The 13,944-nt window shown below is 65.8% G+C and carries 15 protein-coding genes; 12 read left to right on the top strand and 3 right to left on the bottom strand.

Annotated features, from left to right (window positions below; translation table 11 throughout):
* The first annotated feature begins 6 nt into the window (after nt 1-6).
* From fmt to PSTAB_RS00100, 8 genes are all read left to right on the top strand, one after another.
* Nucleotides 7-951 (top strand): methionyl-tRNA formyltransferase, encoded by a 945-nt coding sequence (gene fmt, locus PSTAB_RS00135; protein ID WP_013981192.1) that lies wholly within the window; start codon nt 7-9, stop codon nt 949-951.
* A complete protein-coding gene (rsmB, locus tag PSTAB_RS00130; protein WP_011911270.1) occupies nt 948-2,270 on the top strand; it encodes a 16S rRNA (cytosine(967)-C(5))-methyltransferase RsmB in 1,323 nt (440 codons plus the stop codon). Before fmt ends, rsmB begins: the two co-directional genes overlap by 4 nt.
* Nucleotides 2,271-2,344: 74 nt before the next feature.
* Nucleotides 2,345-3,718, top strand: a complete 1,374-nt coding sequence (trkA, locus tag PSTAB_RS00125; protein ID WP_011911269.1) for a Trk system potassium transporter TrkA — start codon at nt 2,345-2,347, stop codon at nt 3,716-3,718.
* Nucleotides 3,719-4,057: 339 nt separating this feature from the next.
* Nucleotides 4,058-4,915 carry an ectoine/hydroxyectoine ABC transporter substrate-binding protein EhuB gene (gene ehuB / locus PSTAB_RS00120; protein WP_011911268.1) on the top strand — a complete coding sequence of 286 codons (858 nt, stop codon included), beginning with the start codon at nt 4,058-4,060 and terminating at the stop codon, nt 4,913-4,915.
* A gap of 119 nt (nt 4,916-5,034) precedes the next feature.
* Nucleotides 5,035-5,694 (top strand): ectoine/hydroxyectoine ABC transporter permease subunit EhuC, encoded by a 660-nt coding sequence (gene ehuC / locus PSTAB_RS00115; RefSeq protein ID WP_013981191.1) that lies wholly within the window; start codon nt 5,035-5,037, stop codon nt 5,692-5,694.
* Nucleotides 5,691-6,350: an ectoine/hydroxyectoine ABC transporter permease subunit EhuD gene (gene ehuD / locus PSTAB_RS00110; RefSeq protein ID WP_013981190.1), complete on the top strand. Its 660-nt coding sequence runs from the start codon at nt 5,691-5,693 to the stop codon at nt 6,348-6,350. The genes ehuC and ehuD overlap by 4 nt, the downstream gene beginning before the upstream one ends.
* Nucleotides 6,347-7,186 carry an ectoine/hydroxyectoine ABC transporter ATP-binding protein EhuA gene (gene ehuA / locus PSTAB_RS00105; protein ID WP_013981189.1) on the top strand — a complete coding sequence of 280 codons (840 nt, stop codon included), beginning with the start codon at nt 6,347-6,349 and terminating at the stop codon, nt 7,184-7,186. The genes ehuD and ehuA overlap by 4 nt, the downstream gene beginning before the upstream one ends.
* A 147-nt stretch (nt 7,187-7,333) precedes the next feature.
* On the top strand, nt 7,334-7,651 hold the full coding sequence (locus tag PSTAB_RS00100) for a tetratricopeptide repeat protein (protein ID WP_013981188.1): 318 nt from the start codon (nt 7,334-7,336) through the stop codon (nt 7,649-7,651).
* A gap of 8 nt (nt 7,652-7,659) precedes the next feature.
* Here PSTAB_RS00100 and PSTAB_RS00095 read toward each other — a convergent pair whose 3' ends face one another.
* The 3 genes from PSTAB_RS00095 to PSTAB_RS00085 all read right to left on the bottom strand — a co-directional run bounded on the left by PSTAB_RS00095 (nt 7,660) and on the right by PSTAB_RS00085 (nt 9,505).
* On the bottom strand, nt 7,660-7,926 hold the full coding sequence (locus PSTAB_RS00095) for a PilZ domain-containing protein (protein WP_013981187.1): 267 nt from the start codon (nt 7,924-7,926) through the stop codon (nt 7,660-7,662).
* Nucleotides 7,927-7,960: 34 nt separating this feature from the next.
* Complete coding sequence (locus PSTAB_RS00090; RefSeq protein ID WP_013981186.1) at nt 7,961-8,848, bottom strand: lysophospholipid acyltransferase; 888 nt, start codon at nt 8,846-8,848, stop codon at nt 7,961-7,963.
* Between the two features lie 99 nt (nt 8,849-8,947).
* Nucleotides 8,948-9,505, bottom strand: coding sequence for a DNA-3-methyladenine glycosylase I (locus PSTAB_RS00085; RefSeq protein ID WP_011911262.1), 558 nt, complete (start codon nt 9,503-9,505; stop codon nt 8,948-8,950).
* Nucleotides 9,506-9,612: 107 nt separating this feature from the next.
* On the opposite strand from PSTAB_RS00085, the gene glyQ reads away from it, so the two are divergent.
* The 4 genes from glyQ to PSTAB_RS00065 are packed head-to-tail and all read left to right on the top strand — an operon-like array spanning nt 9,613 to nt 13,904.
* Nucleotides 9,613-10,560 carry a glycine--tRNA ligase subunit alpha gene (gene glyQ, locus PSTAB_RS00080; protein ID WP_003284253.1) on the top strand — a complete coding sequence of 316 codons (948 nt, stop codon included), beginning with the start codon at nt 9,613-9,615 and terminating at the stop codon, nt 10,558-10,560.
* A complete protein-coding gene (gene glyS, locus PSTAB_RS00075) occupies nt 10,557-12,611 on the top strand; it encodes a glycine--tRNA ligase subunit beta (RefSeq protein ID WP_013981185.1) in 2,055 nt (684 codons plus the stop codon). The genes glyQ and glyS overlap by 4 nt, the downstream gene beginning before the upstream one ends.
* 4 nt (nt 12,612-12,615) lie before the next feature.
* Nucleotides 12,616-13,158, top strand: a complete 543-nt coding sequence (gmhB, locus tag PSTAB_RS00070; protein ID WP_013981184.1) for a D-glycero-beta-D-manno-heptose 1,7-bisphosphate 7-phosphatase — start codon at nt 12,616-12,618, stop codon at nt 13,156-13,158.
* Complete coding sequence (locus PSTAB_RS00065) at nt 13,155-13,904, top strand: lysophospholipid acyltransferase family protein (protein ID WP_013981183.1); 750 nt, start codon at nt 13,155-13,157, stop codon at nt 13,902-13,904. The genes gmhB and PSTAB_RS00065 overlap by 4 nt, the downstream gene beginning before the upstream one ends.
* Nucleotides 13,905-13,944 lie beyond the last annotated feature (40 nt).

The following is a 13,944-nucleotide window of genomic DNA, read 5'->3' as shown; positions in this document are numbered from 1 at the left end:
GTCCCCATGACCCAGCCCTTGCGCATCGTTTTCGCCGGCACTCCGGAATTCGCCGCCCAGCACCTGCAGGCCCTGCTCGATGCGGGCAAATCGATCGTTGCGGTCTATACCCAGCCGGACCGCCCGGCCGGGCGCGGCCAGAAGCTGATGCCCAGCCCGGTCAAACAGCTCGCCATGCAACACGACATTCCGGTGCTGCAACCGCAGACACTGCGTGATCCGGCGGCTCAGGCGGAGCTGGCCGCGCTGCAGGCGGACCTGATGGTGGTCGTGGCCTATGGCCTGATCCTGCCGCAGGCCGTGCTCGATGCGCCACGGTTGGGCTGCATCAACAGCCACGCCTCGCTGCTGCCACGCTGGCGCGGTGCGGCGCCGATCCAGCGCGCGATCGAGGCCGGCGACAGCGAGAGCGGGGTCACCGTGATGCAGATGGAAGCGGGCCTGGATACCGGTCCGATGCTGCTCAAGGTCAACACGCCGATCAGTGACGAAGACACCGGCGGCTCGCTGCACGACCGTCTCGCCTTGCTCGGCGCGCACGCCGTGGTACAGGCCGTCGACGCCCTGGCCGCCGGCACCCTGACGCCCGAAGTGCAGGACGACAGCCTGGCCACCTATGCGCACAAGCTGAGCAAGGACGAGGCGCGCGTAGACTGGGCCCGCCCGGCAGTCGAGCTGGAGCGGCTGATTCGCGCCTTCAACCCCTGGCCGATCTGCCACAGCACGCTGAACGGCGAAACGCTGAAGATTCACGCCGCACGCCTCGGCGAAGGCCGCGGCGAGCCCGGCCTTATCCTCGACGCGAGCAAGGCAGGGCTGACCGTTGCCTGCGGTGAAGGCGCGCTGTCGCTGACTCGCCTGCAATTGCCCGGTGGCAAGCCGCTTGGCTTCGGCGACCTGTACAACAGCCGGCGTGAGCAGTTCGCCCCCGGCCTGGTTCTCGGCCAATGAATCCGCGCCTGGCGGCGGCCCGTGCGCTGAGCGTCGTGCTGTCGGGCAAGGCGTCTCTGGGCAGCAGCCTGCCCGAGGTCCTCGGCAAGGTGGACGCCCGTGATCGCGGTCTGACCCAGGAACTGGCCTTTGGTACCGCGCGCTGGCAGCCGCGCCTGGCGGGGCTGGCCAACAAACTGTTGCAGAAGCCGTTCAAGGCCGCCGACCGTGATGTCGAAGCATTGCTGCTGGTCGGCCTCTATCAGCTGCTGCATACCCGTATTCCGGCCCATGCCGCCATCGGCGAAACCGTCGGCTGCGTGGACAAGCTGAAGAAGCCCTGGGCCAAGGGGCTGCTCAATGCCGTGCTGCGCCGCGCCCAGCGCGAAGGTGAAGCACTGCTGGCCGAACTGGAACACGATCCGGTGATTCGCGTGGCCCACCCGCGCTGGCTGCAGAAGGCCCTCAAGGCACACTGGCCCGAACATTGGGAAGCCATCTGCGCGGCGAACAATGCGCATCCGCCGATGATGCTGCGGGTCAACCGCCGTCAGACCAGTCGAGACGTCTACCTGACCGAGCTGCAAACCGCCGGTATCGACGCCTTCCCCTGCGAATTCAGCGAAGACGGCATCCGACTCGCCAGCCCCTGCGATGTGCAGCAGCTGCCCGGCTTCGCCGAAGGACGGGTCAGCGTGCAGGACGAAGCCGCGCAGCTGGCCGCCGGGCTGCTCGATCTGGCGCCCGGCCAGCGCGTGCTGGACGCCTGCTGCGCTCCGGGCGGCAAGACCTGCCACCTGCTCGAGCGCGAGCCGCAGCTGGCCGGGCTGGTTGCGCTGGACCTCGAGCCCAAGCGCCTGGCGCGGGTACGGGAGAATCTCGAGCGTCTGCAGCTCGATGCCGAGCTGCTCGCCGCCGATGCGCGCGCCACCGCGCAGTGGTGGGATGGCAAACCGTTCCAGCGCATCCTGCTCGACGCACCCTGCTCGGCCACCGGCGTGATCCGCCGCCATCCGGACATCAAGCTGACCCGCCAGGCCGAGGACATCGCTCCACTGGCCGCACTGCAGGGCGAGATGCTCGATGCACTGTGGCCGACCCTGGAAGTCGGCGGCGTGCTGCTCTATGCCACCTGCTCGGTGCTGCCGACCGAGAACCGCGAGGTGATCGGTGCCTTTCTCGCACGCACCCCCGGCGCGCGCGAACTGGACCTGCCGGCCGGCTTCGGCCTGACGCAGCCCCACGGTCGCCAGCTGCTGCCGCAGCAGGACGGCCACGACGGCTTCTACTATGCCAAGCTGATCAAGATCGCAGCTCAACCGCGTGGCCATCATCAGTAAGCCGAACCCGGGCCGGCCAGGCTCGACCCCAACATGGACGCGGCAGCGGATGGCTGCCGCTCAGGAGTGACCGCGTGAAGATCATCATCCTCGGTGCCGGTCAGGTCGGCGGCACCCTCGCCGAACACCTCGCCAGCGAAGCCAACGACATCACCGTGGTGGACACCGACGGCGATCGCCTACGCGATCTCGGCGACCGCCTGGACATCCGCACCATCCAGGGCCGAGGCTCTTTTCCCACGGTGCTGCGCCAGGCCGGTGCCGACGACGCCGACATGCTGGTGGCGGTAACCAACAGCGACGAAACCAACATGGTCGCCTGCCAGGTCGCCTACACGCTGTTTCACACGCCGACAAAGATCGCCCGGGTGCGCGAGGCGGCCTATCTGGTGCGCTCGGGTCTGTTCAACAACGAAGCCATTCCGGTGGACGTGCTGATCAGCCCGGAACAGGTGGTGACCAATTACATCAAACGCCTGATCGAGCATCCCGGCTCGCTGCAGGTGATCGACTTCGCCGGCGGCAAGGCGCAGCTGGTGGCGGTACGCGCCTATTACGGCGGCCCGCTGGTGGGCCAGGAGCTGCGCCAGCTGCGTCGTCACATGCCCAACGTCGACACCCGCGTGGCGGCCATCTTCCGCCGCAACCACGCGATCCTGCCGCAGGGCGACACGGTCATCGAGGCCGATGACGAGGTGTTCTTCATCGCTGCCCGCGGCCACATCCGTGCCGTGATGAGCGAGATGCGCCGGCTCGACGAGAACTACAAGCGCATCGTCATCGCCGGTGGCGGGCACATCGGCGAGCGGCTGGCCGAGGCCATCGAGAGCCGCTACCAGGTCAAGATCATCGAGATGAACCCGGCACGCTGCCGCTACCTCTCCGACACCCTGGACAGCACCATCATCCTGCAGGGTAGCGCTTCGGACCGCGACCTGCTGGTGGAAGAAAACATCAACGAGGCGGACGTGTTCCTCGCCCTGACCAACGACGACGAGGCCAACATCATGTCCTCGCTGCTGGCCAAGCGGCTCGGTGCGCGCAAGGTGATGTGCATCATCAACAACCCGGCCTACGTCGACCTGGTGCAGGGCGGCGAAATCGACATCGCCATCAGCCCGCAGCTGGCCACCATCGGCACCCTGCTGACCCACGTGCGCCGCGGCGATATCGTCAGTGCACACTCGCTGCGCCGCGGCGCGGCCGAAGCGATCGAGGTGATCGCCCACGGCGACCCGCGCTCGAGCAAGGTGGTGGGTCGCGCCATCGAGCAGATTGCCCTGCCGCCAGGCACCACCATCGGCGCGGTGATCCGCGACGACCAGGTACTGATCGCGCACGATGACACCCGAATCGAGTCCGGCGACCACGTCATCCTGTTCCTGGTGGACAAGAAGCACATTCGCGACGTGGAGCGCCTGTTCCAGGCCGGCCTGACCTTCTTCTGAAGCCCGCCGCTTTTACCCGAACGGCCCGCCTTATGGTGGGCCGTTTTGTTTTCTCAATCAGGAAACCTGTAGCTCCGTTACGGCGTGTTTTCCATCATCCCCTTCAATTGCGTCAGATCGCGCCAGATGGCCTCAGATTTCCATTTTATGGCCAGCTTTTGTACCCTCCAGAATGACCGTCTCGTCAGGGATTCGATTGAAGGAAGCTATGACCGCCGTAATGTTCACGGCACCTTGTCGCTTCGCAAGCGTCCTTTACTACGGTCAACGCAGTTACCACTCCTAGACAAATAACGATCCGATTCCTCGGGTCTCTACAAGGAACAGGAGAAACTCCCAATGAGGAACAGCCCCATCACGACAAGCCCCCGCCGGCTGCTGATCGCCTGTGCCGCCCTGGCCAGCATCGGTTTCGCCAGCGTCACCCAGGCCGATACCCTGGAAAAGATCAAGGACAGCAACAGCGTCCGCATCGGCTATGCCAACGAGACGCCTTTCGCCTATACGGCGCTGGATGGCAGTGTCACCGGCGAGTCGCCGGAAATCGTGCGCAAGGTCTTCGAGCGCATGGAGATCGGCACCATCAAACCGGTGCTCACCGAATGGGGCTCGCTGATCCCCGGCCTGCGCGCCGGGCGCTTCGACCTCATCGCCGCCGGCATGTACATCACCCCGGAACGCTGCAAGCAGGTGCTTTTCACCGACCCGCATTACCGCCTGCTCGACACCCTGCTGGTGGCCCAGGGCAACCCGAAGGAGCTGCGCAGCTACGAGGACATCGCCGGCAACCCCGAGGTGAAGATCGCCATCATGTCCGGCACGGTGAACCTGGGCTATGCGCGCAAGGCCGGCATCAAGGATTCGCAGATCCTCCAGGTACCGGATACCACCTCCCAGCTGCAGGCGGTACGCAGCGGCCGCGCCGATGCCGCCATCGGCACCCAGCTGACCATGCGCGGGCTGGCGGCCAAGGCCAGTAACGATGTCGAGGCCATTGCCGACTTCGAGGACGATCCCGCGCGCGCCGGCTATGGTGCGCTGGCCTTCCGCCCGCAGGACGAAGCCCTGCGCGATGCAGTGAATGCCGAGCTCAAGCAGTGGCTGGGCAGCGAGGAGCATCTGAAAGCCGTGGAACCGTTCGGCTTCGACCGCTCCAACCTGACCGACAAGACCGCCGCCGAGCTCTGCGGCGCCTGAAGCCCGTCGGGCGGCCGGTTTGCTGCGCCGACCCGCCGCCCGCCTGCGAACGCTGACCAAGGCTGCGCCGCCGCTTGCGCAGCCTCGCTCAGCGCTCCGGACAACCGGATAGCGCCACCATGATCGAACTGCTCCCCCTGTTGCTGCAGGGCACCTGGGTCACCGTCAAGGTGACTGTCTTCGGTTCCCTGCTGGCCATCGCCTGCGCGCTGATCGCCGCGCTGGCCCGGCTCTCGCCATTGGCACCATTGCGCTGGCTGGCCGTCATCTACGTCGAGGTGTTCCGTGGCTCGTCGCTGCTGGTCCAGCTGTTCTGGCTGTACTTCGTGCTGCCGCTGCCACCGTTCAACGTCGAGATGAGCGCCTTCGCCGTAGCGGTGGTCGGCCTGGGCCTGAACATCGGTGCCTACGGCGCCGAGGTGCTGCGTGGCGCGATCCGCTCGGTGCATCGCGGCCAGCACGAGGCCTGCCACGCGCTGAACATGACGCCGCTGACCCGCATGCGCCGGATCATCCTGCCGCAGGCGCTGCTGGCGGCGATTCCGCCCGGCACCAACCTGTTGATCGAACTGCTGAAGAACACTTCGCTGGTGTCGCTGATCACCCTGTCGGACCTGGCCTTCCGCGCCCGGCAGCTGGACCAGGCAACCCTGATGACCCTGGAGATCTTCGGCCTGGCGCTGGTGATCTACTTCGTTCTCGCCCAGACGATCAACTTCGCCATGCGCAGGCTGGAACAGCGCCTGGCCCGTGGCCGGATGCGCGGAGGCCTGTCATGAACTTCTTCGACTGGGAATTCGCCCGCGAAATCCTGCCACGGCTGCTGGACGCCTCGCTGACCACCATCGGCATCGCCCTGGCCGGCTTCGCCATCGCCGTGGTGCTCGGCCTGTTTCTCGCCATCGGTCGGCGCAGCCGCCACCGCTGGCTGTCCTGGCCGGTCACCGGGCTGATCGAATTCATTCGCAGCACGCCGTTACTGATCCAGGTGTATTTCCTGTTCTACGTCTTCCCCAGTTACGGCCTCAACCTCAGCGCCATGCAGGCGGGGATCATCGGTATCGCGCTGCACTACGCCTGCTACACCGCCGAGGTCTACCGCGCCGGCCTGGACGCGGTGCCGCGCTCGCAGTGGGAAGCGGTCACCGCGCTGAACATGAAGCCCTGGACCGCCTACCGCGACGTGATCCTGCCGCAGGCGTTGCGCCCGGTACTGCCGGCGCTGGGCAACTACCTGATCTCGGTTCTCAAGGACACGCCGGTGCTGTCGGCGATCACCGTGGTGGAAATCATGCAGCGGGCCAAGAACATCGGCTCCGAGAGTTTCCGCTACCTGGAGCCGATCACCATGGTCGGCGTCTTCTTCCTAATTCTCAGCCTCGGCCTCGCCTGGTGCGTGCGCCGCCTGGAAAACCGCATGGAGCTGGCCCGATGAATACGCCAATGCCCGCCACAGAAGAATCGAACACCGCCGCCATGGCGGCCGCAGCGCCGGCGCAGCCAATGGTGCGTTTCGCCAGCGTGACCAAGCGCTATGGCGAGCTGACCGTACTGGAGGGGCTCGACCTTGATGTCCAGGAGGGCGAGAAGGTTGCCATCATCGGCCCCAGCGGCTCGGGCAAGTCGACCCTGCTGCGGGTGCTGATGACCCTGGAAGGCATCGACGACGGGCTGATCGAGGTGGACGGCGAACCCCTGACCCATATGCCCGACGGCCATGGCCGACTGGTCCCGGCCAACGCCCGTCATCTGCGCCGGGTGCGCGGCAAGGTCGGCATGGTGTTCCAGAGCTTCAACCTGTTCCCGCATATGAACGCGTTGCAGAACGTCATGGAAGCCCCGGTTCAGGTGCTCGGGCTGAGCAAGCGCGAGGCGCGCGAACGGGCCGAGGAGCTGCTGGCGATGGTCGGCCTGGAGGACAAGCTGGAGCATTTCCCGGCGCAGCTGTCCGGCGGCCAGCAGCAGCGCGTGGCGATTGCGCGGGCGCTGGCCATGCGACCCAAGGTGATGCTGTTCGACGAAGTGACCTCGGCGCTGGACCCGGAGCTCTGCGGCGAGGTGCTGAGCGTGATTCGCCGTCTCGGCGAGGCGCACAACCTGACCATGCTGATGGTCACCCACCAGATGGGCTTCGCCCGCGAGTTCGCCGACCGCGTATGTTTCTTCCACCAGGGTCGGATCCACGAGCAGGGCAGCCCGGACGCACTGTTCAACAACCCGCAGGAAGAGCGCACCCGGGAGTTTCTCAGCGCAGTCAATGAAGCCCATTGAGATGCCACGCGGCTGTCACGCGGCGCGCTCAAGATTGCGCGCACCCGCTAAGACCAATGGCGTATGCTGACCATCTTGCCGGGCAGTCGCTTTGCACTACAGTGGAGGGGACTCCCTGGGCGCCCGTGCTCCAATCAAGGTCCGATCATGCTCGAATCGCTGGAAAAGATGCTCTCTCAAGGCATGGACAATCCGATGCTGCGCTTCGGACTCGGCAAGGGCTACCTGGATGCCGGTCAGCCGGGCAGGGCGGCGCAGCACCTGCGCCGCTGCGTGGAGCTCGATCCAAAGTACTCGGCGGCGTGGAAGCTGCTGGGCAAGGCGTTGCAGGCCGATGGCGACAAGCAGGGCGCCCACGAGGCCTGGGAAAGCGGCATCGCCGCAGCGAACGCTCGCGGCGACAAGCAGGCGGAAAAGGAAATGAGCGTCTTTCTGCGTCGGCTCGACCGGCTGACGCCTGACTGAGCGCCCGCTCAGTCCTCGCGCAGGAACTGCAGGCCGATCCCCTCGGCATCGACCCGCATCACCACCATCCGCAGTTCCGGCGCTGGAATCGGCAGGTCCTGAACCTGACCGGTCACCTCGTCGCCAGGCTTCAGCACTACCAACTCCGGATGCCGCACATAGACGCCACCATCGGACAGGTCGCGGGTGTGGGCGAACACCTCGCCGAAGGCCGGATGGGTGATGCGAATACGGCACTTCATGTTGGTACGTGGATGCTGACGCTGGTTGCGCATGGGTTCGTCCTTGTTGGTTCTTGTTCTGGCCTGATCAGTACCAGCGCTTTTCGCCGGCGGGGCGCTTCTTGAAGCGCTTCATCGTCCACATGTACTGGCTGGGGTAGGCCCGCACGTACTTCTCGATCATCGCGCTCATGGCCGCCACGCCGGTTTCGGCGTCCTCGCTATACATCCCTTCGGGCGCCGCCTCGAGGATCACCTTGTAGCCCGAACCGTCCTCCAGGCGCAACGCGTGAAGAAAAACGCCGACCGCCTTGCCGCCGGCGAGCATGCCGGGCACGAACTTGCTGGTCAGCGCCTGGGTGGCGAAGAAAGGCACAAACAGCCCGCTGCCTTCGCTCGGTTCCGGATCGGCCGGGATGCCAACCGCACCGCCACGACGGACTTCCTTGATCACGCTGAGGATGCCTTCCCGGGTCGAGGGCGCGACCCGGTTGCCCAGCTGCACGCGCTGCTGCTGCAGCAACTCGTCCACCGCCTTCAGCTTTGGCGGCCGGTAGAAGATGATCGGCTTGCACTGCGCGCAGTAGAAATGGTTCAGCACTTCCCAGTTTCCCAGGTGGCTGGTGATACCGACCACCCCCTTGCCAGACGCCAGCGCCGCCTGCAGCACCTCGAGGCCTTCGACTTCGCGAATCAGCCCGAGGGTCTTCTCAGCCGGCCAGATCCAGGCGCAGGCGCTTTCGGTGAAGGTCATGCCGGTCTGCCGCAGCGTCTTTCCGAGCAGCACATCCAGTTCGGCGGCACTCAGCTCGGGAAAGCACTTGTGCAGGTTGATCCGCGCCACCTCGCGCGAGCGGTTCGGCAGCTTCCACATCAGCCAGCCGATCGCCGAGCCCAGCCCCTGCACCATGCGCCAGGGCAACCGGGCGAACAGTCGCAGGGAACCGACGACCAGGGCACCTTTGAGCTTTTCCACACCGCACTCCGAAATTTTCAGGTCGCCTAGTCTACCTGCATCGGGCGGCGGCGTTCAGGCGCGACGCTGGCAAAGGCGCATATCTTGGTGGCATACGGCTCAATCGCCGCCGACCAGCGCGGCATGCCGTTCGCAATCGATCAGATGGTCCATCACCATGCCGCAAGCCTGCATGTAGGCATAGCAGATGGTCGGGCCGACAAAGCTGAAGCCGGCTTTTTTCAGCGCGCGGCTCATGGCCTCGGCCTCGGGCGAGACCGCCGGCACCTGATCCAGGCGCTCGAAGCGATTGATCTTCGGTTCGCCGCCGACGAAGGACCAGACGAACCCCACCGGATCCTCCAGCTGCAACCAGGCACGCGCGTTGCTGCGCGCCGCCTCGAGCTTGCGCCGGTTGCGGATGATGCCGGGATCCTGCATGCGCTCGTCGATCTCGGCATCGCTCATGCGCGCCAGGCGCTCGGCATCGAAGCCGAACAGCACCTGCCGGTAGCGCTCGCGCTTGCGCAGTACGGTGATCCAGGAAAGCCCCGCCTGAAAGGCCTCGAGCAAGAGGAATTCGAACAGCACCTGCGGATCGCGGGCCGGTACGCCCCATTCGCGATCGTGGTAGTCGATGTACAGCGGATCCGTGCCGCACCAGGCGCAACGTGGCATGTGGTCTCCTTGCGCAGGGCTCGTCCGATGGCCGAAACCATCGCAAGCGCAGCCATGCGGGGGGTATACTTCGAGGCTTTCTGTCGAAGCCCAGCACAGGTGAAATTTTGAGCCAGACTACGCCTGCCGTGCGCACCTTCCAAGACCTGATCCTCGCCCTGCAAAGCTACTGGGCCGAGCAGGGTTGCGTGGTCCTGCAGCCCTATGACATGGAAATGGGCGCCGGTACATTCCACACCGCCACCTTCTTGCGCGCCATCGGTCCCGAGACCTGGAACGCCGCCTACGTCCAGCCTTCGCGCCGCCCGGCCGACGGCCGCTACGGCGAGAACCCCAACCGCCTGCAGCACTACTACCAGTTTCAGGTGGTGCTCAAGCCCAACCCGGACAACATCCAGGACCTGTACCTGGAGTCGCTGCGCCGCATCGGCGTCGATACCTCGGTGCACGACGTGCGCTTCGTGGAGGACAACTGGGAATCGCCGACCCTCGGCGCCTGGGGTCTGGGCTGGGAAGTCTGGCTCAACGGCATGGAAGTCACCCAGTTCACCTACTTCCAGCAGGTCGGCGGCGTCGAGTGCTACCCGGTCACCGGTGAGATCACCTATGGCCTGGAGCGCCTGGCCATGTACCTGCAGGGTGTCGACTCGGTCTACGACCTGATCTGGGCCGACGGTCCGTTCGGCACCGTGACCTATGGCGATGTGTTCCACCAGAACGAGGTGGAACAGTCGACCTACAACTTCGAGCACGCCAATGTGCCGAAGCTGTTCGAACTCTTCGATTTCTACGAGAGCGAAGCCAACCGGCTGATGGCCGCCGAGCTGCCGCTGCCGGCCTACGAGATGGTGGTCAAGGCGTCGCACACCTTCAACCTGCTCGATGCCCGTCGCGCCATTTCGGTCACCGCGCGCCAGCAGTACATCCTGCGCGTGCGCAGCCTGGCCCGTTCGATCGCCCAGAGCTACCTGCTGGCCCGCGCCAAACTCGGCTTCCCCATGGCCACCCCCGAACTGCGTGACGAAGTGCTGGCCAAGCTGGAGGCTGCAGAATGAGTGCACTGGATTTCCTCGTCGAACTGGGTACCGAAGAACTGCCACCGAAGGCGCTCGCCAAGCTGGCCGAAGCCTTCTGCGCCGGCATCGAGAAGGGCCTGAAGGACGCCGGCCTGGGCTTTGCCAAGGCCCAGGCCTACGCCGCACCGCGTCGCCTGGCCGTGCTGGTCGAGCAGCTGGCCACCCAGCAGCCGGACCGCAGCATCAACCTCGACGGCCCGCCGATGCAGGCCGCCTTCGACGCCCACGGTGAGCCGACCCAGGCTGCCCTGGGTTTCGCCCGCAAGTGTGGCGTGGACCTGGCCGAAATCGACCGCAGCGGGCCCAAGCTCAAGTTCAGCCGCACCATCGAAGGTCAGCCCGCCACCCAGCTGCTGCCGGGTATCGTCGAGGCTTCGCTGAACGACCTGCCGATTCCCAAGCGCATGCGCTGGGCCGCACGCAAGGAAGAGTTCGTCCGTCCGACCCAGTGGCTGGTGATGCTGTTCGGCGAGCAGGTGATCGACTGCGAGATCCTCGCCCAGCGCGCCGGTCGCGAATCCCGCGGCCACCGCTTCCACAGCCCGGGTCAGGTGCATATCTCCAAACCCTCCAGCTACCTGGAAGACCTGCGCGGCGCCCATGTGATCGCCGACTTCGCCGAGCGTCGCGAGCTGATCGCCAAGCGCGTCGAGCAGCTGGCGTCCGAGCAGAACGGCAGTGCCATCGTGCCGCCGGCGCTGCTCGATGAGGTCACCGCCCTGGTGGAGTGGCCGGTGCCGCTGGTCTGCTCGTTCGAGGAGCGTTTCCTCGAGGTGCCGCAGGAGGCGCTCATCTCCACCATGCAGGACAACCAAAAGTATTTCTGCCTGCTGGATACCAACGGCAAACTGCTGCCACGCTTCATCACCGTGGCCAATATCGAATCGAAGGACCCGGCGCAGATCGTCTCCGGCAACGAGAAGGTCGTGCGTCCGCGTCTGACCGACGCCGAGTTCTTCTTCAAGCAGGACAAGAAGCAGCCGCTGGAACGCTTCAACGATCGTCTGAAGAACGTGGTGTTCCAGGCCCAGCTCGGCACCGTGTACGACAAAGCCGAGCGTGTCTCGCGTCTGGCCGGGCTGATCGCCGAGCGCACCGGCGGCGACAAGGCGCGCGCCATGCGTGCCGGCCTGCTGAGCAAGGCCGACCTGGCCACCGAGATGGTTGGCGAGTTTCCGGAGATGCAGGGCATCGCCGGCTACTACTACGCGCTCAACGAGGGCGAGCCTGAGGACGTTGCACTGGCGCTGAACGAGCAGTACATGCCGCGTGGCGCCGGTGGCGAGCTGCCGAGCACCCTGACCGGTGCCGCGGTGGCAGTGGCGGACAAGCTCGACACCCTGGTCGGGATCTTCGGTATCGGCATGCTGCCGACCGGCTCCAAGGACCCCTATGCACTGCGCCGCGCTGCCCTCGGCGTGCTGCGCATCCTCATCGAGAAGCAGCTGGACCTGAACCTGGTCGAGGCGGTGAACTTCGCCATCGGCCAGTTCGGTACCCAGGTCAAGTCGGCCGGCCTTGCCGATCAGGTGCTGGAGTTCATCTTCGACCGCCTGCGTGCACGTTACGAGGACGAGGGCGTCGACGTCGCCGCCTACCTCTCGGTGCGTGCCGTGCAGCCCGGTTCGGCGCTGGACTTCGATCAGCGCGTGCAGGCGGTGCAGGCCTTCCGCACCCTGCCGGAAGCCGAGGCGCTGGCCGCGGCGAACAAGCGCGTATCCAACCTGCTGGCCAAGTTCGAGGCCAAGCTGCCGGAAGCGGTCGAACCTCGCTGGTTCGACAACGCCACCGAGTTCTCACTGTATTCGGCGATCCAGCAGGCCGAACAGGCCGTGCAGCCGCTGGCCGCCGCACGCCAGTACCGAGAGGCACTGGAGCGTCTGGCGCACCTGCGTGGTCCGGTGGACGCCTTCTTCGAGGCGGTGCTGGTCAATGCCGAAGACGCTTCGGTACGCGCCAACCGTTACGCCTTGCTGGCCCGGCTGAGAGGATTGTTCCTTGGCGTTGCCGATATTTCCGCACTTGGCTAAGCCCGTGAAGCTGATCGTGCTGGACCGCGACGGCGTGATCAACGAGGACTCCGACGAGTACGTCAAGTCGGTGGAGGAGTGGATTCCCATTCCCGGGTCGCTGGAGGCGATTGCGCGGCTGTGCAAGGCCGGCTGGACGGTGGCGGTGGCCACCAACCAGTCCGGCGTGGCGCGCGGCAAGTTCGACCTGAGCACCCTCGGCGACATGCACTTCAAAATGCAACAGCTGGTGATGGGGCAGGGCGGGCGCATCGACCTCATCGTGCATTGCCCCCACGGCCCGGACGATGGTTGCGACTGCCGCAAGCCCAAGCCCGGGATGTTTCGCACCATCGCCGAGCACTTCGGCCTGGCCGATCTCAAGGGCGTTCCGGTGGTGGGTGACAGCCATCGCGATCTGCATGCCGGCATGCTGCTGGGTGGCGTCCCCTACCTGGTCAGGACCGGCAAGGGCCTGCGCACTCTGGAAGGTACGCTGCCGCCGGGTACGCAGGTATTCGATGACCTGGCCGCCGTAGTCGATCATCTACTCGAGAGTTCTCGATGAGCCTCCTGTTTCCCCTCCGCATCGTGCTGTTCTATTTCCTGCTGGCCTTCACCGCCTTCGTCTGGTGCCTGGTGAGTCTGGTGTTCGCGCCCTTCATGGCGTTTCGCGCCCGCTATCGCTTCGTGGTGCAGAACTGGTGCCGCTGCGCCATCTGGCTGGGCAAGACGCTGGTCGGCCTGCGCTACGAAGTGCATGGAGCGGAGAACGTACCGGCGCGTCCCTGCGTGATCCTGGCCAAGCACCAGAGCACCTGGGAGACCTTCTTTCTTTCGGCCTACTTCGAGCCGCTGACCCAGGTGCTCAAGCGCGAGTTGCTGCGGGTGCCGTTCTTCGGCTGGGCGATCATGCTGCTCAAGCCCATCGCCATCGACCGCGGCAACCCAAAGGCGGCGCTGCGCCAGGTCGCCAAGCAGGGTCACGAGCGACTGGAGCAGGGCGCCTGGGTGCTGATCTTTCCGGAAGGCACCCGTGTACCGGTCGGCCAGCCGGCCAAGTTCTCCCGCAGCGGCGCGGCGCTGGCAGTCAATGCCGGTCTGCCGGTGCTGCCGATCGCCCACAACGCCGGCATGTTCTGGCCCAAGGCAGGCTGGGGCAAGCGCCCCGGCACCATCCAGGTAGTCATCGGCCCGCCGATGATGGCCGAGAGCGAAGGCCCGCGCGCTGTCGCCGAACTCAACCAGCGCGCCGAAGACTGGGTCAACGCGCAAGTCAGTCAGCTCGAAGTACAGGGTCGTCCGACCCACTGATCAACGCCGGGGCCGGCAGGGACGCCCGCCCAACCTAGCG

This window comes from Stutzerimonas stutzeri (assembly GCF_000219605.1).
Lineage (GTDB): Bacteria > Pseudomonadota > Gammaproteobacteria > Pseudomonadales > Pseudomonadaceae > Stutzerimonas > Stutzerimonas stutzeri.
The sequence above is the reverse complement of the archived record's forward strand: the minus strand, read 5'-3'. Positions and strand labels throughout refer to the sequence as shown.